Source organism: Ruminiclostridium sufflavum DSM 19573 (assembly GCF_003208175.1).
Lineage (GTDB): Bacteria > Bacillota > Clostridia > Acetivibrionales > DSM-1351 > Ruminiclostridium > Ruminiclostridium sufflavum.
In genome coordinates this window covers 93,032-112,131 of the sequence record NZ_QKMR01000012.1, presented here as the reverse complement: position 1 = coordinate 112,131, position 19,100 = coordinate 93,032, and the positions used below count along the sequence as shown (strand labels likewise).

Below are 19,100 nucleotides of genomic sequence, written 5' to 3'. Positions count from 1 at the left end.
CAAAGCTTCAATAAAATATTTTTAGTATCAAAAAAAGCTCTCATCCAATATTTGGACGAAAGCTATATTCGCGGTACCACCAAAATTTCATTGATAACCTTTAAAAATCCTGCTTTCAATCAGCTGCAAAAAATCACCAATAAATCTCAAAACGATTAACGTTCGCAATCCGCCGCCTCCTACTTATAGTATTTCGCATTTGCTCACCCGCCAATATATACCTCAGGGCTTTAACACTCCGGCATTACTTAAAGCAGAAAAAACAAAGCTATACAATTTTCAGTGCGGAGCTCCCAAGCTACCTTCAACAGCGTCAATTTCAGAGCCTTTCACCATTCGGCTCCTCTCTTTTGAAAATCAGCTGTCTACTCCTCTTGTTCATCGCCATTATAAAATATAATAAAATTAAATACTTAAAAATAATGATATAAAATATGTGCTTTTCTGTCAAGCGGAACTTTTTTTTAAAATTCTCTTCTAATCTGAGCTTTCATCCTGTTTTTCCCGGGCCGCTGTATCAGCAGCTGTCTCCTCCAAGCTTAACGCCTCAACAGTATTGCTTCCGGCAGCAACGGTTTTTTCCTCAGCACCGGCTTTTGTACCAGCCTCTTCTAAGCTTCCCGCCTCAATATTCTTATTTCCGGCAGAATTATCCTCCGAGCCGTTGCCCTCCGCATTATTCATTTTTGGCTTTCTGCCGCTGAACAGCAGTGCAATCGCAGCTATTGTCAATATCCATGTCACATTGTTCTCTGTTTCAGTGCTTACATTAAAATGGAATCTCATATTTAAAAGTCCATAAATTATAAAGATTGCTGCTATTGAAAGTACTATAATATTCCTGTGCTTTTGTTTAAGTTTCACTGTTTTTCCCTCCGTTTACAAACAATGCAAGGGGCATGCCGCCAACCTTATAAATGCATATACAATAATTTATTTGCTTACAACAATATGATAAAGGTTTACATATTTTTAATCAATATATTTTTACACAACCATGTCAATCATTTTTTTTATTATAACCTTAAGCATCGCTGTAACCGGCACTCCAATCAGCATACCGATTATTCCGAAAAACTCTCCTCCTATCAGCACCGCGACAATTGTAGTTATGGGATGCAGGCCAAGCTTGCCCTCAATTATCTTGGGGGAAATAAAGGCATTGTCAATCTGCTGAACTATTATAAACACCAAAATTGTAAAAAATGCTTTGCCGGGTGAGTCCAGCAAAGCTATCGCCACAGCCGGAACAGCTCCCAGAAACGGCCCGAAATAGGGTATAATATTGGCAATACCGCCTATTACCCCTAAAATGAAAGGATACTTAACATGTACAAAATACAGGCCTACGGTTTCTAAAATCCCAACAATACATGCGGTAAGCAATTGCCCCTGTATGAAATGTGTAACTATTCCGTTCAGTTCCCTGCCTATATTCACGAGATCATTACGCATTCTCTTGGGCGCAATCATGAGAGCGGACCTTTTTATCCCTTCAATATCCTTTAAAAAATAATATGCGATTATCATTGACAGCACTGTGTTCACCAGTATGGCAATTGATGAGGCAACCACCCCGAGGGATTTTTTCATGGTCTGTGAAAAAAAATGCTGCAGTATTACAGTTGCATTATCTATTTCACCAAAAATAAGCTTCTTTATTTCCGGCGGCCATTTGCTTGTCTTTATTTTTGATATGAAAGAATTGAAAAGCTCCTGATATTTGCTTGTTATACTGGGTAATGTATTAAAAAGCTCCTTCGCATTATTCAGCACATAAGGCATAATATATATTGAGAAAAATACCAGCACCAATGCAATGAAGGTGTATATTAATATTATTGAAACGCTTCTTTTTAAACCCTTTCTTTCAAATTTAACAACAAGGGGATAAATTATATAGGCAATCACAATTGCTATTAATACGGGGGATAATACCTTGAGTATTTTGTCATTGAAGAAGTATATGAATACAGCGGCTCCTGTAACCAGAAATGAAAGAGCTATGTAAAATATGGTCTTTTTTGCATTACTCATATTACCCTCCCGCCTAGAAATCTAGTAAAGCAAACTGTGTTAAGAAGGCCTAAGGTATTGCAAAACAAGGATTAAAAACCAATCCTGTTTTGCAAAAACCTGTTTTTAGCCGTAAGCAGATTCATATCCTAACTTATCTGAACATGTGAACCATGTCATCAAATACATTACCTGACCTGCGAACTATTTTTTTACCTGACCTGATAAGTCTCTTTCTCATGCGTGGATCAACTATTTCAGGATTTGTCAGTACACTTATGGATGCCCCGATTAATCCCCCGATAAGCATTCCTTTTGCAAATTTCATTCTAATCACCTCCCAAACCGGTCAATTTTTTAATTAATCCTTCTGTTACCATATAAATATTATCTCCATACGGCGAATAAATTTACATAGTCAATTACTATCGGCTAAAAACCGATTCTATCGGGCGATAGTTTGGGTTTGAGGCTAAAGCCTCCTTAAGTACAAACCCCTAAAACCCAAACCGTTGAAACCTTCAAATAAATACTTGAAAGATATGTCCACCTAAAAAGACGATATATCGTCGCGAAGGGTTCAACCGTAATTGACTTTATAAATCCCATATGCAAATTATTCTTATAAGTTAATCAGCTTTCCAGTACCATCTACCGGCCCCTGAATCACCAACGGCTTGCTAATTCAACCGGCTTCTCAGTCCTCCGCCTGTATTCATCATCTCTTCAACAGCCTCATTTTCTACAAGAATATTGTCGCTGCCTATTTCAATCCTTCCTATAAACGGAAGTATATTTCTTCCCATCATCAAATCCTGGACTAAACCGTCGGATACCTGTACTCCTTCTACCTTTCCTGTTCTGTAGTCAAAAAGTATATCCTGAACTATCCCAATATCATTACCTGAATGAGTATATATTTTAAAGCCTTGCAGCTGCATTCTTTCCTTCATTTCAGGAAACTTTCTGAATTTTCTGTATTTTAAAAGCCTGTCAGCATCATCAACTATAAGAGCATCATTCCCAAGGCTTAAAACATCCTCCAACAGCACAACATTTCCTTTCAGATTATGACTGTCCTTTTCTAAAATAAATCCTGCTACACCCATATTATCTCTGCAAAAGGCCACATCCTTCAAGGTGCCTATCTTCACCCCGTCCTTTGCGGAAATAACAGGCAGGCCCAAGACATTGCTGTATTTTTTTATCACCATATCTCACCACATTTCACTTATCACTTTCATAATATGCTTATTATTTGTTTTAGTTATTTAAATAATTCAAACAATTTAAAATTAAATATTGGCACTTTTTAAATAATAAATTTTTTAATCCGGCGATTGACTTTTTTATTCTTTGTGAGACAATTATTTACATGAAAATCAACTAAAAAAACAAATTATGAGGAGTGTTTATGAGTAATTCAAATAAAGCTTTATCTGATTTAGGTGTACATATTCCAAAAATTATGATACCTGGCAGCGGCAGCGATTTCGGAAGCTGGTCGGTTGTGGCCTGTGATCAGTATACTTCGGAACGGAGCTACTGGAAAAAGGTCGAAGAAATTACAAGCGGCAAGCCTTCAACTCTCAATATAATTTTCCCGGAGGTATATCTGGAGGACAGTGACAGCGAAAGCAGGATATCCAAAATCAATAAAAACATGAAGAAATATATGGAGGATAGGGTTATCACCGAGCTTGAGAATTCCTTTATTCTCGTTGACAGAAAAACCTCCCGCTCAAAGTCCAGAAAAGGATTGATGCTGGCCCTTGACTTAGAATGCTATGACTATACAAAGGGATCAAATACATTAATTCGTGCTACCGAGGGTACTGTTATAGAGCGTCTGCCTCCGCGAATTAAAATCCGCCAAAAGGCATCTATTGAGCTGCCTCACATCATGGTTCTGATTGATGATCCTGACAAAACAGTTATTGAGCCACTTTTTTCAAAAGCCTCGGACTTTGAAAAATTATATGATTTTGAGTTAATGATGGACGGCGGACATATAAAGGGTTATAAAATCTCGGATGAAGCTGATATCTCCTCAATTGCAAATGCACTTTCAAGGCTTGCGCAGAAAGACGTATTCCGCGAAAAATACAGCCTCGGCAGCGATGAAAATATTCTTTTATTTGCTGTCGGAGACGGAAATCACTCTCTGGCTTCTGCAAAAGGCCACTGGGAAAATGTAAAGGCATCTCTTTCATATGAGGAACAGCAAAATCATCCCGCCAGATTTGCGCTGGTGGAATTGGTAAATGTGCATGATGACGGGCTTGTTTTTGAACCGATACACAGAGTTCTATTTAATGTAAATGCTGATGAGCTGATTAACGCTTTCGGCAAATTCTACAGCAGCCGCTCCTGTTCCGGGGTGCCTTCCTGCAAGAGTTCAAAAACGGCTGCCGGCCATACCTTTAGATATATAACCGCTGCAGGTGAGGGCAGTATAACAATAAATAATCCTGCGAATAATTTAGAGGTGGGAACACTGCAGGTCTTTCTGGACTGCTACATGAAATCCCACCCGGAAGTGAAAATTGATTATATTCATGGTGATGACGTTGTTGAAAAGCTGGGCTCACAGCCCGGCAACATGGGCTTCTATCTCCCCCCCATGAATAAAACCGATTTGTTTAAAACAGTTATTTTAGACGGAGCTCTCCCAAGAAAAACCTTTTCAATGGGTGAAGCAGAAGAAAAGCGCTTCTACCTTGAGTGCAGGAAAATACGATAATACCTGAATTTTTAATGTCTTGGGGATAAAAAGCTTTATTTGAACCTTTTTATCCCCAAGACAAGAATTTTAAGCATTACTTCTATATCCTTTTTTCTTCATTATTCATCACTTATAATATATTTTCCCCAATACCGCAGCATTTAGCATCAGTTTATTTTACAAATTATGCGTTGCATTACTACTTTATACACTTTTTTGATATTTATTGTAATTTTCTCAAAAAAGTGCTAAAGAAAATATAGTAATGTGTCGATATTTATAAAAGCAGAGCAATTAAATTCAAAAATAAATTTTGTGGTAACCCCTATACACAAACTTCTCAAAAAGTCATTGCCTGAATACAGGTAATGACTTTTTTGAAGAATTAATTTATTTACTTCTCCGAAACCGCACCCGCTCCCATATTAACAAAATTACAGCTGCAGCCAGATAGCAGAAAATGTCCTTTATATCGAAGGAGGTGCCTATAACAGCCGAAATAATCCTGTTATTCCGTACATGCAGTACATCTGCAAGATGATAATATTGCGTCAATTCAACAGCTGAGGCAAAGAAAAACAGATATATAGGTAAAAACCTGATATTTTTCTGTACAATTCCTCTTATAAAAGCATACATTAATATAACAACAAGAGCATCGCCTATGTATGGCCGAATAATCGCATCTCTTACAAAAAGCCCTATAAATATTTCCGTTGCAAGCAAAATCAGGAAAGCACAAATATATTTAAAATTTATCTTCATGGACAAGCTCTTTACATCTCTTGGTATAAGTGAACATCAATATTATAAATATCCAAGAAACTATATATCCATATCTTGGCTGCTGCTCAGTTATTAAATAAAATAACCCATATCCGCAAAAAATTATATAAAACAGGTTTATCACCTTATTTTCCATGTATTGCCTGCGGTTAAACAAGCCTCTGAGTGCAAATAAAATTATTATTATAAATAATATCTGAGCATAGAAAAACACAAGCGTACTGAAGCTGGCAGCTGTACCTAATATTTCAATTCTGCCGGTGGACCAATATACCGCAGAAAAGTCCCCTGAGGACCACTGCGCTGCAAACTTCATTGCATAGAAGGCTAAAAGCTTGTAAAACGGCGTATCAGTTAATCTTGCTTTAATGATCTCTTTTGCTGCTGTCTCTACTGCTCCGTAGTTATAATCATACCTTTCGGCTACCTTGCTGTCTTCCTCGTTCCACATGCCCAAGGTATCAATATTAGTTCCTTTCAAAACCGAGGTTATAGAAGGCTCTCTGCCCTTCCACAGCGGATACTCTGTAATGCCTGAGCTCATCAGGAGCAGGTTTGTAATATATAGAGGAATAAAGAAGGCCATTAATATTATAGCACATGACTTTATAAGCTTTTTCTTTTGCCAATATATTGCCAGATACATAATATATGCTATAGCAACAACATAAGCAACCATTCTGAACAGATTGCCCAAGGATAAAAGGATTCCTGAGAAAAAAAGCCATGTCAGATTCCTTTTTCCGTTAACAACTAATATAAAAATGTATATACTCCCCAGAAAGAAGGGCATGGCTATATTTTCAGAGCAAACCACTGAATTATATAAAATAAAAGGCGGAAAAAGGCTTGCCGCAAAAGCGCACCAAATTCCTTCAGACTTGTTATTATACAATTCCCCGCCAATTAAGTAAATAATGTAAACACTTATCACCGATAATACAGTATTCACCAGTTTAATACCCAATAGCGCATTTGTGAATACCTTTTGAAATATCCCTGAATATATTGTTAACATTGTCAGGTGGGGAAACCTTGCTATATAGCTTGTCCCTTTAAAAACCCAGTATTCTCCGTCGGCGAACCTCGCTCCCGAATCATATATCAGGCTGAAATCCGAAAAGGGCTTAACATCTGAAAATAAAATCCAGCAAACCCTTAATATTAAAGAAACACCTATTATTACTGCAATTGCAGCCGTATAATTTCTCTCATATTTCAAATACCTGTAAACAAAGTATGCCGCCCCCATGCTCACTGCCAGCAAAAGTAACGCACAAAGAAATAAAACGGTTACCTCTGTTTTTGATAGCCTTACCAAGACTCCAATTGCTATAATAATACTGCCCAGCAATATAAGAAAAAATAAAATTCTCAAGAAGTAGTTTACAAAGGCTGTAAAATTTCGCTCCAAAGGCTTCATAGGTACTCTCCAAAAGTCTTAAAATTATTTAATATCATTAATTCCCTTGCTTTTTTACATATATTAATTATATCCATCTATTTAATTGTTAAGCAAAACCATAGGGTGGCTTCCTGCCGCAAAAAAGCCTACCCCCATAAATAAATTCATAAGGTGCAGGCCCTTTGTATAATGATTAATGCTATATAATGTTTAATTGTAATATTTCATTTAATCTGACAATATTACGAAGCCTCATTATTTTCAAACTGACTGTTATACAGTGAAGCGTAAAAGCCGTCCTCTGCCAGCAATTGCTCATGTGTCCCCTGCTCTTCTATGTCTCCGTCCTTCATGACCAATATAAGGTCAGCATCCCTGATTGTTGATAATCTGTGAGCTATTATAAAGCTTGTTCTATCTTTCATAAGGTTTTCCATAGCCTTTTGAATAAGTACCTCGGTACGGGTATCAACAGAGCTGGTCGCTTCATCCAGAATAAGAATCTTAGGGTCGGATAAAATAGCACGGGCTATTGTAAGAAGCTGCTTCTGCCCCTGAGATACATTGCTTGCCTCCTCATTGAGCACCATATTATAGCCGTCAGGCAGCGTCTTTATGAAATGATGGGCATGAGCTGCTTTTGCAGCCTTAATAACCTCTTCATCAGTTGCATCCGTTTTCCCGTAACGTATATTCTCCATGATTGTTCCGTTAAAAAGCCATGTATCCTGAAGCACCATGCCAAATAAGCCACGCAGATCGTTTCTCCTGAAATCTGATATTTTGCTTCCGTCAACATATATATCTCCGTCATTCAAGTCATAGAAGCGCATCAGCAATTTTACCATTGTTGTCTTTCCCGCACCTGTGGGGCCTACTATCGCCACTCTCTGACCGGGCTTTATATCTGCCGAAAAATTGTTTATTATTATATTTTCAGCATTATATCCAAAATGAACCTTTTCAAATGTAACGCCGCCTTTTATTTTATCTGTGCCCACAGGCTTTTCTATATCCTCGGTTTCCTCTTCTTCACCCAAAAATTCAAATACCCTCTCCGCCGCTGCAGCAGTTGACTGCAAAACATTTGCAACCTGTGCAACCTGACCCAGAGGCTGGGAGAATTGACGTACATATTGAACAAACGCAAGAATATCTCCAACTGCTATTGTATTCCTAATTGCAAGCCATCCTCCGAGAATTGAAACCATAACATAGCCCAGATTACCCACAAAGAAAATTATAGGCATCATCATTCCCGATAAAAACTGTGATTTCCACGCAGAGGTGTAAAGAGTATCATTGAGCTTGTCAAATGTGTCAAGGGCCTTCTTTTCTCCGTTAAAAGCCTTCATTATATTGTGCCCGCCGAATATTTCCTCCACATGCCCGTTTACATGTCCCAGATATTCCTGCTGGGATTTAAAATATTTCTGTGACTTTTTTACTATTAAGGATATAAATATAACAGACAACGGAAGAATTAATACAGATGCCAGCGTCATCAGCCAGCTTATAGTAAGCATCATTATCAATATACCTATAAGCATAGTTACAGATGTTATAATCTGGGACAAGCTTTGATTCAATGTTTGGCTGACTGTATCCACATCATTTGTAACCCTTGATAAAACCTCTCCGTGTGTATTTTTGTCAAAATATTTTAGCGGCATCCGATTTATTTTCTCAGAGATTTCCTTTCTCAGGTTGTAGGAGACCTTTTGCGACACGCCTGCCATCATATACCCCTGAACAAATGAAAACAGTGAGCTTGCTGCATATAGTCCTGCAAGGATTAACAGTCTGCTTCCTATATACCCAAAGTCTATGCCGGTGCCTGTTCCGCCAACCTTTGCCACAAGGCCCTCAAATATTTTTGTAACTGCATTGCCAAGAACCTTAGGACCTGCAATCGAAAAGGCAGCACTGCCGATTGCAAGCATCAAAGCAATAATAATCATCGGCATATACGGCTTCATATAGGCAAGAAGTCTTTTCATTGTTTCCTTGAAATTTTTTGCCTTTTCATTATTCTTCATGCCTATCGGACCGCCGCCCATTCCGGGCATATGCCTTCTCCTGTTTTTAGACTGCGTATTATCTGAATGTTTGCTCATGCTAACCTCCACGCCAACTTTCGGCATAATAAATTGGTGTAGCTATCGTGGCGGTACACTTCTGTTTTACAGCCCACATAATTTTTTTTCATGCTAATTCCTCCTTTGATAGCTGTGATAATGCAATTTGCTGGTACACCTCGCAGCTTTCCATCAATTCCTTATGTGTACCCCTTCCTGCAACCTTGCCTTCATCCAGTACCAGAATCTGATTTGCATTCATTACCGTGCTTATTCTTTGAGCAACCACCAGCACTGTGGCATTGCCTGTTTTTTCCTTCAAGGCTTTTCTAAGTGCCGCATCTGTTTTAAAGTCCAATGCTGAAAAGCTATCGTCAAAAATAAATATTTCCGGCTTCTTTACAAGAGCACGTGCTATTGACAGTCTCTGCTTCTGCCCTCCCGAAACATTTGTTCCTCCTTGGGATATTTCGGTATTGAAGCCCTCTTCCTTCTCATTTATAAATTCCATTGCCTGAGCAATTTCAGCGGCATTTCTGAGTTCATCCTCCGAAGCGCCTTCATATCCGTATTTTAAATTGCTTTCAATTGTACCTGAAAACAATATGCCTTTTTGCGGTACATAACCAATCCTGTCTCTCAAATCATGCAGAGAAGCCTCTCTTATATCCACTCCATCCACTAAAAGCTCTCCTCCCGTAATATCATAAAAACGAGGAATCAAGTTTATAAGGGTAGATTTTCCGCTTCCCGTACTTCCTATAAATGCCGTTGTCTCACCGGCTTTTGCAGTAAAGCTTATGTCTGTAAGCACATCATCGTCCGCGCCGGGATATTTAAAGGATACATTTCTGAATTCAACACAGCCTTTAAGGTCCCTGTTAAATTCCTTTGCCCTTTCAGGAGCTCCAATTACACTCTTTGTATTCAAAACCTCCGCTATACGTGCAATAGAAACTGATGCACGCGGTAAAATTATAGAAACAACAGAAATCATCAGAAATGATACTATTATCTGCATAGCATACTGCATGAATGCCATCATATTGCCGACCTGCATATTGCCCAAATCTATCTGGTGTGCGCCAACCCATACAATAAGAAGCGTAATGCCATTCATTACAAGCATCATTACCGGCATCATGGCAGCCATCGCTCTTGTTACAAACAGGTTTGTGCGGGTAAAATCCGTATTTGCCCCGTCAAACTTCTTTTCTTCATATCTCTGTGTACTGAAGGCACGAACAACAAGCATTCCTGTAAGAGACTCACGGGTTACAAGGTTCAGCCTGTCAACCAGCCTCTGCATACTCCTGAATTTTGGCATTGCAACCACAAACAGCACCACAACCAGTGACATCATTGCCAATACTCCTACTCCGATAATCCATGACATCTGAGTATCCGTATGCATTACCTTTATAACACCGCCAATCCCCAAAATAGGAGCATAGAAAACTATTCTGAGAAGCATGACGATAAAAGTCTGAACCTGTTGAATATCGTTTGTGCTTCGTGTTATAAGGGAAGATGTGGAAAACTTATCAAACTCTGTATTAGAAAAGCTTACAACATTTTCAAATACAGCTTTTCTCAGGCTCTTGCTCAGTCCGGCTGCAACTCTTGCAGCCAGCAGGCTTCCAATTACTGTAGCGCTTAAACTGATAAAGGATATAAGCAGCATAATTAAGCCCGCATAAAGTATATAATTTGTCTGCAGCTTGCCTGTGTCTCTTCCCAAGGCTTCGTACCCAGCCTTAACATAAGGAACCGAGCCCTGCGTAATAATGCTCTCGGGCATTTGCTCAAACTTTTCATCAGCCAGCTTTTTTATAGCTTCCAGCTGTTCTTTAGGCATCTTAGCCAATATAGCGAACGGGTCGGCATCCTTTGGTATCTGTGATAACATGGCAAGGGGGTTTGCACTGCTTCCCTGAGAACCGACATTCATATCTGTCATGCCTCTTTGCTCAATAGTCTGAATAATTAATATTGACTTTCCCATTATAGTATTGAGCTCTTTAATAATTTCTTCATCGTCCGTATTAAGAATATAAACGTCATTGTTTTTTATTTCAGGATAGCTCTTTAAATATTTACCGGTATCATCATTTGAAGGATTGCTTTTATCTATCAATGTATATTTGTCAAGTACCCTTGACTTGTCATCTTCACTCATAAAAAAGGTAATCTTGTCCATTTCACTTTTTCTTATTGCTTCAGGAACCGCATTCTCAACTCCTCCCTGCTGAATACCGACATTTACAATGTCTGACATGTAATCAGGCAGTGAAAGCTCACATATAGCCTGAATCAACAAAAATCCAATTATACAGATAATTGTTATTATATGAGGCTTCAAGTGCTTTAATAATTTAACCATCCGTAACTCCTCTCTTTACCGCATAATTCAATTATTCCCAACCCAGCCTCCATTGATAGGTATGAGCACCTGCAATTTTTAAAAGGGCAGCTGAGTTATTTATTCACATCAATATTTCATTCCCAATTTATAATATATATAAATATATAATATATATAAACTTCTTAATTATACTCAATTAATTTATATATGTCTTACATATAAATGAACAAATTAAGCAATTTATAGGGAAAAAGTTTTGTATATGTTTACATGAAAATTTCATTAGACTTTGCATTTCAGATTTTAATTGAAACAGATAAGAATACAGGCATGTCCTGTTCAGATTTATTCAGACAAAATATGCAAAGTCAATTACTATCGGCTGAAAGCCGATAGTAATTGACTTTATGAAGCTGAGAAGGTATCAACTCCATTTGCATATTTTTATTGTTTATGTATCTTTAAATTTCCTCTGCAAGGTCAGGATTCTCGACTGCGCTGTTTATTACGTCTTCAGGCACAACAATGTCAACAGCAGCATCATAATCGGTATAAGCACATTTTATGCTCATTTCCGCCTGCGTTTCATCACTTAAATTGCTGAAACTTACATCCATGATAATATTGTTCATTCTGTAGGTATTTTTGTTAAGTGATATTTTAACGTTGAATTTATTAAATACAATATCCGAAAGATCCGTTCCCTGCGTCATACTCGCCATTTTCAACAGCTCTCCCAGAAATACATCTCCCTCTAAAAGAATTTCATCAGGATTTTCGCTCTCGACCTTCTTTAGTCCGGCGTATAAAGCATCAGACCCATCCAATATATTTACATTGCTGCTGCTGTCAAAAATATCAGCATATTTGCTGTCTGACATAGTGGTCTTTTCCCATTCCTCTGTCAATGGACTCTTCACGTACATTGTATTGTCAGCAAAATAAAAATCCATATCCATGCTTATAATGGACATATCCATTTTCATGTTCATATATATCTTTTTCAGCAGCATATCAATGGTCATGTCCATATTCATATTAATGCTCATGCCCTGCCCTGCATCCATGTTAATATCTGCATGGGCCTTGCAGCTCTTTATCGCATCCATTGCGGCATTTGACTTCTCAATAATTGCCTTAACATTGTCAAATTCAGCCTGTTCCCTTATAAGTACAGATTTGGAGCTGGCATCCCAGACCACCTTCATACCAAGGCTTTTTGCAATAAAGTTAACAGGAATATATGTTCTGCCGTTATATATTACAGGACTGGCATCCAGAACTATTTCCTTACCGTTTACCGAAGCCTTTTCACTGCCTATCTTAAGATATATTTTTGTTGAATCCTTTAGAACTGTGACACTTTTTTCCTTACCGTTCCATGCAATATGCTCGTTATCATCGCTTACACCCAGCTTTACCAGTATCCCCTTTAACGGTAAAAGCGTTCTGTTATTCATATTGATAGGTGTGTTTTCATATGTACCTGTCTGCCCGTCAATTACTATTTTCACATCCGGCATCTCAGTGATATTGTTTGCTGCTGAAACAGGCAACACGAAACAAAACATTACAAAAACGAAAGCAAAACCTGCTGAAATGTATTTTTTCATATAACTCCTCCAATGTTATTATTTAGCAGTCTAAATGCTAAGAATATATATATTGTATTACAAATTTAATTACTTTTCTACGAAAAATTTCAAATTGACTGATTATACGTATCGCAGCTATCCATTATTTTATTAATTTTTAGAATTTCAGTAATGTAGCCTTTAAAACGCCCTTTATTTCCTTCAGCAGATTAATTACCTTGGTGTCAACTTCGCAGTCGACACTTATAAAGGCAACCGCCTTTTCACCGCCCTGCTTCCTGCTCCATTGCATTGCAGCAATATTTATGTTGTTTGCTCCCAGTATTGTGCCTATCTGCCCGATTATACCCGGCTGGTCAACATTTTGTATCGCCAGAACATACGGAGTGGGGTCAAAATCCAATTTGTAGCCAAAGAAATCAACAATTCTTATCTCCTGCTTTGCGAATATAGTCCCGGCTACTGCAATTGTCTTTGCTTTTGTTGTAAACTTGACTGTAATAAGATTTGTATATTTTTCAAGGGTTGAGCTTTTGCTTTCAACCAGTGAGATTCCCATATTTTTTGCAATAAGCTCCGCATTGACATAGTTTACCTTTTCTTTTACCACAACATCAAGAAAGCCCTTTAATACGGACAGAGATAATAATTTTGTCTCTTTTTCGGCTGATTCGCCGCTATATAGTATCTCAATCTTGTTAACGGTATCCTTTTCAGCCTGATAGTATATTTTACCCAGCATTTCCGCCAAGTCAACATAAGGCTTCATTTCACCAACCTCTCTGTTTTTCATAGGAGGCATGTTTACGGCCGCGACCATATCTCCTCTCAGCGCATCAGCCACCAGCTCGGCAACGCAGGTACCGACATTGTAATTTGCTTCATCTGTAGATGCACCTAAATGAGGAGTGATTATCACATTATCAAGCTCAAACAGCTTATTTTCGTAATCCTGATCTTCAGGCTTCTTGTCATAATTCGGTTCAGGACTGAGTACATCCAATGCTGCCGCTGCCACCTTGCCGGATTTAATTCCGTTATAAAGCGCAGCTTCATTAACAAGGCCTCCCCGTGCCGCATTAACTATCCTGACACCTTCTTTGCACAGCTTTATCTGCTCTTCATTAATTATGTTTATTGTTTCGGCTGTCTTGGGAGTGTGAATGGTAATCAAATCTGCCTGTCCGAGTAAATCGTTCAGAGTCTCGCATCTCTCAACCCCAAGCTTGTCAAACTTTTCATCGGTTATATACGGATCATATGCTATAGCCCTCATATTTGATCCTTTCAATTTTGAGGCAACAATTGAACCTATTCTGCCTAAACCGATTACACCTACTGTCTTCTGGTCCAGCTCATTTCCCAAAAATTTATTTCTTCTGAAATCCTTTTTGTCCTTTCCCGCCCAATGAGCCTGAGGTATGTTTCTGAATATTGCATATGCCAAGCCCACAGCCAGTTCGGCAGCTGCCATGCTATTGCTTTCGGGAGTGTTAACAACAATAATTCCTCTCTTTGTGCAGGCAGGAAGATCTATGTTATCAACACCATTACCCGCACGTCCTACAACCTTCAGATTTGTTCCCTTTGTTATGAGCTCCTCATTTATTTTTGTAACACTTCTTACTATAATAGAATCATAATTTTGAATTATTTGAAGCAATTCCTCATGTGATATCCCATATTTAACGTCAACCTCATGACCGTCTTTTTTGAGGTGTTCTATACCATCATCTGCTATTCTTTCAGTAACAATAATCTTCATAACCTTACTTCCTCCTAAATAAAACTTAATAAATGTTAATTAACACAGCTGACTTTTGAATACTTCAGTGCCATATGGCACTACAGCTTACCGAAGAGCTTTTTGAACAGCTCCTACAGCAGCTCCCATTTCTACCCTGCTGCCCGCCTCGCTCAAGGCGTATTCCAGCGCGGCAAAGGTCTTAATCAGGTCAAGGCCGTCTGTATATCCGCAGTGTCCTATTCTGAATATCTTTCCTTTTAAATCCTTCTGACCGCCGGTTATCATAATATCATATTTTAAATTCAAGGTCTTAATTACTTTTGCTATATCTATTCCTTCCGGCGCTTTTACAGCAGTAATTATGTATGAAGAAACCTCCTGTTCCGGAAGCAATTCTAAGCCAAGAGCCCTTATACCTGCCTGAGTTGCCAATGCAAGCTTTTTATGCCTTGCATAAACATTTTCAAGGCCTTCCTCCTTAATCATCTTCAATGCCTCTGCCTGTGCCGTCATAATTGTTATAGCCGGTGTATAAGGAGGATTTTCTCCTGCCTTCATCAAGCCTTTTTTATATTTTTTGTAATCCCAATAGAACTTCGGCAGCTTTGAATTTTCTACCGCCTTCCAGCCCTTGTCACTTATACCCACATATGCCAGTCCCGGAGGTGCCATCAGCGCCTTCTGAGAACCTGTTACGACAACATCAAGCCCCCATTCGTCCATTTTAAGCTCCAAGCCTCCCAATGAACTGATTGCATCAACCACCAGCAATCTTTCAGTATCCTTTGTAAGCTTTCCTATTGCCTCTATATCATTGGTAACACCTGTTGAAGTCTCATTATGAGTAACCAGAACAGCCTTTATCTCATTATTTGCATCCTCGTCAAGTATTTTTCTGACATCAGCAATATTAACGGCTTCTCCCCATTTTACCGCCAGCTTCTGAACCCTTAATCCGTAAGCGGCAGCTATCTCTGCAAATCTGTCGCCGAAATTTCCGATGCTTACAGCAAGCACCTTATCACCCGGTGAAAAAAGATTTACTACGGCGGATTCCATAGCTCCGGTCCCTGATGATGCCAATACTAATACAGGATTTTTAGTTTGAAATACAAACCTTAAATCCTCCTCCAATCCATCAAATATAGCTTCAAATTCCTTCGTTCTGTGGTGAATGATTTGTCTTCTCATAACCTCCAGCACTCTTGGCGGAATCATTGTCGGTCCCGGTGTCATAAGCAGCTTTTCTTTTTCCATTACTTTCTCCTCCAATTTATAATAATTATCTTATAATATTGATATCTTAATTTATACTTAAAAACAGGTATAACAAAAGGTCAAATAATAATATTTGACCTCTAAAATACACCAAAAACACAAGCTGACAAGCAACACTGCTTCTGCTGCACACAAAAACAGTGCTATTGCACTTTTCATACTCTGTCCTTTTGCCTGAGAGATTAAGCTCTTAAAAGCTCTTGCCCCTTCGGCGCCGTCACTGGTCTCTCCAGAGGTCCGTCCTGCTGTAGTCTCTATTACCTGAGAGTGCTACTCCTTCGGTGAGTTTTACATAAAAAAAATAAAACGTCTCTCCCACAACAATCATCCGACTATATTCATTTATAGAATAAATTTATTATAGTTAAATTAACAAATCATGTCAAGGAAATAACTAAGTTTTTATTATTTTTTTAATACAATATTTATATCTAAAAAAACACAGCCTCTTGTCCCTGTAATAATTCCTTGTAAAAAAAAGAAATTGAGCGAAACTGCTTAAAAAAAGCTCCACTCAAATCTCATTAATAATAAGTTGTTTTAATTGTTATTCTGTTTTCATTGCATCCAATTGAGGAAACAGTTTATTCCACATAGGCTTTGGAGCCTTTTCCTTAAAGGCTTGAAGAACTAATTCTTCAGTTACTTCACTTACGTTGTTTTTACTAATCCATGCTTCCACTTCATGCTTAACCGTAGATTTAAACATCGGAGGAACAGCCTCCAGAATAATTTTGAACATCTTCTGGCTATTGCCTTTCCAGTTCACATTATCTAATTCTGAACTTCCCATCATTGCCTCCTGCCTATGACCTTTTATAAAGTCATAATTATTTAAGAGTCCGGCTTTCAGCCTATTTATACAAAGCATTAAAATTCTTTTCAGCCTAATATCGCATAGCCGCGTTTATGCTTGAGACAATACGACATTAATAAGGCTGCTGTTCTAAAGACTCTATTATATTAATATGACAATGACAGAAGAATTGTTCCTATTATTTTATTCAGCTCAAAGATATTAATTATACATTAAAAGGGGCAATCAAATCCTCAAAGGTATCTCTTCGTCTGATAAGTACGGCTTCGCCGTTTTCCCTTATCATAACCTCGGCAGGTCTTAACCTCATATTGTAATTTGAGCTCATGGCAAAGCCGTAAGCACCTGCATCCATTATTCCCAGTATATCCCCCTCCTGTATTGCCGGCAAGGCTCTGTCCTTTGCAATAATGTCTCCGCTTTCACAAATATTCCCGACTACGGTTACTTCCTCTGCGGCTTCGGCATTTAACGGCTTGCCGTCCCTATAAGCCTCAATATCATGATGCGAATCATACATTACCGGTCTTGCCAAAACATTAAAGCCAATGTCTGTGCCCACATACCGATGTGCATAATTGTTCTTTACAGCGTAAACTGTTCCCAGCAATATTCCGCATTCTGCCACAATGTATCTTCCGGGCTCAGATTTGAATAATATCTTTTTGCCGTATTTATCGGTCCATTGCTCCAGAACCTTTGTAAGCTTTTCCCTGAAGCTTGCCAGATCAAGCGAAGCCTGTCCCTCCTGCTTTTTATAAGGAATGCCGAAGCCTCCTCCCATATCAACAAAATCAATATCCTCAAACTGCCCGGCTACCGACAGTAATGACTTGACTCCCTCTATATATGAATCACCTTCCATGAACAAAGAGCCGATATGCTGGTTTACTCCGCAAATCCTCAGATTATACTTTTTTGCAATCTCTTTAACCTGTGCAACACAATCAATATTAACTCCAAACTTTGTTTTCTTTCCCGCAGTTACAACCTTTTCATGATGACCTGCTCCCACACCCGGATTAAATCTGACAGCGGCATTTCCGCCCGGATTTATTTTGCCTAAAAGCTCCAGCTGTGACAGTGAATCCACACTTACCAGAACTCCGTTTTCTACGGCATACCTTAATTCTGCCTCCGAAACATTGTTCGGTACAAAAAACAACTCCTCGGGCTTATATCCTGCATGAAGCAAAAGCCGTATTTCCCCCGCAGACATTGCATCAGCCCTCAAGCCCTCTTCATGAACAGTTTTAATTATTTGAAGATTAGAATTCGCCTTGATTGAATAATTGGGGATGAAGTTGGGATAATCAACCAGATTCTTCATATCCCTGCAATGCTGTCTTAAAATTTTCTCATTATAAACATATAATGGACTCCCATATTCCTTAATCAGCTTTTCAGGACTGGAATCCCCGTAAAAATTAGTTTGTGTTGAATAGTATTCAGTCATTTTGGTACCTCCGCGTTATTAATATTTATTATGATTTTACATTTTTAAAAGGTTATTTATTTTCTATTTGAATCAGTTTAATTTCGTTTGTCAGAGAATCCTTTATAACATCAACTAAATTTTGATTCATTGAAAACAAGCCCGTGGAATTTGCTCCGTTAAGCTGTCCTGTCAGGACATTTGAGGAATCAGTAATCAGCCTGAAGCTTCCGAAGCTTATCTGTGCCTTATAGCAAATCATATCCTCGAGCCCGATACCTTCCGATGCTATTACTACAACCTTCAAGCCTCTTATTTTTGCAGCCTTCAGTTCACCGAGCACAAAATCAAGCTGTTTTCCGTGGATTGAAATATATATCCTGTATTGAGCCTGATTAATAAGGTTCTTCATTTTATTCAGAATTTGCTCCTCACCGCTGATTGTTATAAAGGTATCCTTTGATTTATTAACCTGAGGAACCTCCTCCTCAATAATCCTAAAAATCTGATAAAACTTTCTTTTCAGATTTTCTGCCAGCTCGTAAGAATCTACAGGAGCATACCTTAAGGTCTCTCCGTTTATTTTATATGCACCGCCCTTATCTGAAAGCCCCGCTAAGCCAAGATATGCATTTGACCTTGAAATACCGGTTAATTTCGAAGCTTCATATCCGGTTAATTCACCTTCCCTGCATAAAGCAACATACAGTATTGATTCATGCTTTGTAAAGCCTGTATTCATCAAAGCATCTATAACATCCATTCCAGCCTACCTTTCACAAGCCTGTCAATCCGACCTTATAATTTTAACATTCTAAGAATTCAAAAACAACTCAAAACTCAGCCTGTAGTT

15 protein-coding genes, 1 riboswitch and 1 other annotated feature are annotated in these 19,100 nt (G+C 38.4%); of the genes, 1 reads left to right on the top strand and 14 read right to left on the bottom strand.

Going from position 1 to position 19,100, the window contains the following annotated elements:
• Window positions 1–48: 48 nt before the first annotated feature.
• Window positions 49–391, bottom strand: a binding site (T-box leader).
• 86 nt (window positions 392–477) lie between these two features.
• The 4 genes from LY28_RS11075 to LY28_RS11060 form a co-directional block, all read right to left on the bottom strand.
• Complete coding sequence (locus tag LY28_RS11075; RefSeq protein ID WP_110462258.1) at window positions 478–864, bottom strand: hypothetical protein; 387 nt, start codon at window positions 862–864, stop codon at window positions 478–480.
• A gap of 123 nt (window positions 865–987) precedes the next feature.
• A complete protein-coding gene (locus LY28_RS11070) occupies window positions 988–2,037 on the bottom strand; it encodes an AI-2E family transporter (protein WP_110462257.1) in 1,050 nt (349 codons plus the stop codon).
• A gap of 133 nt (window positions 2,038–2,170) precedes the next feature.
• The gene (locus LY28_RS11065) at window positions 2,171–2,344 is read right to left on the bottom strand and encodes a YtxH domain-containing protein (protein ID WP_110462256.1); all 174 of its coding nucleotides are present in this window, start codon (window positions 2,342–2,344) and stop codon (window positions 2,171–2,173) included.
• A gap of 352 nt (window positions 2,345–2,696) precedes the next feature.
• Complete coding sequence (locus LY28_RS11060; RefSeq protein WP_242981233.1) at window positions 2,697–3,230, bottom strand: PRC-barrel domain-containing protein; 534 nt, start codon at window positions 3,228–3,230, stop codon at window positions 2,697–2,699.
• Between the two features lie 200 nt (window positions 3,231–3,430).
• On the opposite strand from LY28_RS11060, the gene LY28_RS11055 reads away from it, so the two are divergent.
• Complete coding sequence (locus LY28_RS11055) at window positions 3,431–4,759, top strand: DUF1015 domain-containing protein (RefSeq protein ID WP_110462255.1); 1,329 nt, start codon at window positions 3,431–3,433, stop codon at window positions 4,757–4,759.
• Between the two features lie 372 nt (window positions 4,760–5,131).
• Here the strand turns inward: LY28_RS11055 and LY28_RS11050 are convergent, their stop codons facing one another.
• From LY28_RS11050 to LY28_RS11005, 10 genes are all read right to left on the bottom strand, one after another.
• The gene (locus tag LY28_RS11050) at window positions 5,132–5,506 is read right to left on the bottom strand and encodes a ribosomal maturation YjgA family protein (RefSeq protein ID WP_110462254.1); all 375 of its coding nucleotides are present in this window, start codon (window positions 5,504–5,506) and stop codon (window positions 5,132–5,134) included.
• Entirely contained in the window at window positions 5,490–6,950 is a 1,461-nt protein-coding gene (locus LY28_RS11045; RefSeq protein ID WP_110462253.1) for a glycosyltransferase family 39 protein, read from the bottom strand. The genes LY28_RS11050 and LY28_RS11045 overlap by 17 nt, the downstream gene beginning before the upstream one ends.
• A 224-nt stretch (window positions 6,951–7,174) precedes the next feature.
• A complete protein-coding gene (locus tag LY28_RS11040; RefSeq protein WP_110462252.1) occupies window positions 7,175–9,049 on the bottom strand; it encodes an ABC transporter ATP-binding protein in 1,875 nt (624 codons plus the stop codon).
• 88 nt (window positions 9,050–9,137) lie between these two features.
• Window positions 9,138–11,393: an ABC transporter ATP-binding protein gene (locus LY28_RS11035; protein WP_110462251.1), complete on the bottom strand. Its 2,256-nt coding sequence runs from the start codon at window positions 11,391–11,393 to the stop codon at window positions 9,138–9,140.
• 443 nt (window positions 11,394–11,836) lie between these two features.
• Window positions 11,837–12,988 carry a copper amine oxidase N-terminal domain-containing protein gene (locus tag LY28_RS11030; RefSeq protein WP_110462250.1) on the bottom strand — a complete coding sequence of 384 codons (1,152 nt, stop codon included), beginning with the start codon at window positions 12,986–12,988 and terminating at the stop codon, window positions 11,837–11,839.
• A gap of 139 nt (window positions 12,989–13,127) precedes the next feature.
• A complete protein-coding gene (gene serA, locus LY28_RS11025; protein ID WP_110462249.1) occupies window positions 13,128–14,735 on the bottom strand; it encodes a phosphoglycerate dehydrogenase in 1,608 nt (535 codons plus the stop codon).
• A gap of 87 nt (window positions 14,736–14,822) precedes the next feature.
• Complete coding sequence (locus LY28_RS11020; RefSeq protein WP_110462248.1) at window positions 14,823–15,974, bottom strand: pyridoxal-phosphate-dependent aminotransferase family protein; 1,152 nt, start codon at window positions 15,972–15,974, stop codon at window positions 14,823–14,825.
• A gap of 173 nt (window positions 15,975–16,147) precedes the next feature.
• Window positions 16,148–16,238: riboswitch (glycine riboswitch) on the bottom strand.
• 304 nt (window positions 16,239–16,542) lie between these two features.
• Window positions 16,543–16,791: a hypothetical protein gene (locus LY28_RS11015; RefSeq protein WP_242981231.1), complete on the bottom strand. Its 249-nt coding sequence runs from the start codon at window positions 16,789–16,791 to the stop codon at window positions 16,543–16,545.
• A gap of 226 nt (window positions 16,792–17,017) precedes the next feature.
• Window positions 17,018–18,268 (bottom strand): diaminopimelate decarboxylase, encoded by a 1,251-nt coding sequence (gene lysA, locus LY28_RS11010; protein WP_110462246.1) that lies wholly within the window; start codon window positions 18,266–18,268, stop codon window positions 17,018–17,020.
• Window positions 18,269–18,320: 52 nt separating this feature from the next.
• Entirely contained in the window at window positions 18,321–19,010 is a 690-nt protein-coding gene (locus tag LY28_RS11005) for a TrmB family transcriptional regulator (RefSeq protein WP_110462245.1), read from the bottom strand.
• Window positions 19,011–19,100 lie beyond the last annotated feature (90 nt).

What these genes read in the sequence shown, in the direction of transcription:
- LY28_RS11005 (WP_110462245.1), bottom strand. Translation starts at nt 19,010, where the DNA reads ATGGATGTTATAGATGCTTTGATGAATACAGGCTTTACAAAGCATGAA.
- LY28_RS11060 (WP_242981233.1), bottom strand. Translation starts at nt 3,230, where the DNA reads ATGGTGATAAAAAAATACAGCAATGTCTTGGGCCTGCCTGTTATTTCC.
- LY28_RS11020 (WP_110462248.1), bottom strand. Translation starts at nt 15,974, where the DNA reads ATGGAAAAAGAAAAGCTGCTTATGACACCGGGACCGACAATGATTCCG.
- LY28_RS11015 (WP_242981231.1), bottom strand. Translation starts at nt 16,791, where the DNA reads ATGATGGGAAGTTCAGAATTAGATAATGTGAACTGGAAAGGCAATAGC.
- LY28_RS11050 (WP_110462254.1), bottom strand. Translation starts at nt 5,506, where the DNA reads ATGAAGATAAATTTTAAATATATTTGTGCTTTCCTGATTTTGCTTGCA.
- LY28_RS11040 (WP_110462252.1), bottom strand. Translation starts at nt 9,049, where the DNA reads ATGAGCAAACATTCAGATAATACGCAGTCTAAAAACAGGAGAAGGCAT.
- serA (WP_110462249.1), bottom strand. Translation starts at nt 14,735, where the DNA reads ATGAAGATTATTGTTACTGAAAGAATAGCAGATGATGGTATAGAACAC.
- LY28_RS11035 (WP_110462251.1), bottom strand. Translation starts at nt 11,393, where the DNA reads ATGGTTAAATTATTAAAGCACTTGAAGCCTCATATAATAACAATTATC.
- LY28_RS11045 (WP_110462253.1), bottom strand. Translation starts at nt 6,950, where the DNA reads ATGAAGCCTTTGGAGCGAAATTTTACAGCCTTTGTAAACTACTTCTTG.
- LY28_RS11065 (WP_110462256.1), bottom strand. Translation starts at nt 2,344, where the DNA reads ATGAAATTTGCAAAAGGAATGCTTATCGGGGGATTAATCGGGGCATCC.
- LY28_RS11070 (WP_110462257.1), bottom strand. Translation starts at nt 2,037, where the DNA reads ATGAGTAATGCAAAAAAGACCATATTTTACATAGCTCTTTCATTTCTG.
- LY28_RS11030 (WP_110462250.1), bottom strand. Translation starts at nt 12,988, where the DNA reads ATGAAAAAATACATTTCAGCAGGTTTTGCTTTCGTTTTTGTAATGTTT.
- LY28_RS11055 (WP_110462255.1), top strand. Translation starts at nt 3,431, where the DNA reads ATGAGTAATTCAAATAAAGCTTTATCTGATTTAGGTGTACATATTCCA.
- lysA (WP_110462246.1), bottom strand. Translation starts at nt 18,268, where the DNA reads ATGACTGAATACTATTCAACACAAACTAATTTTTACGGGGATTCCAGT.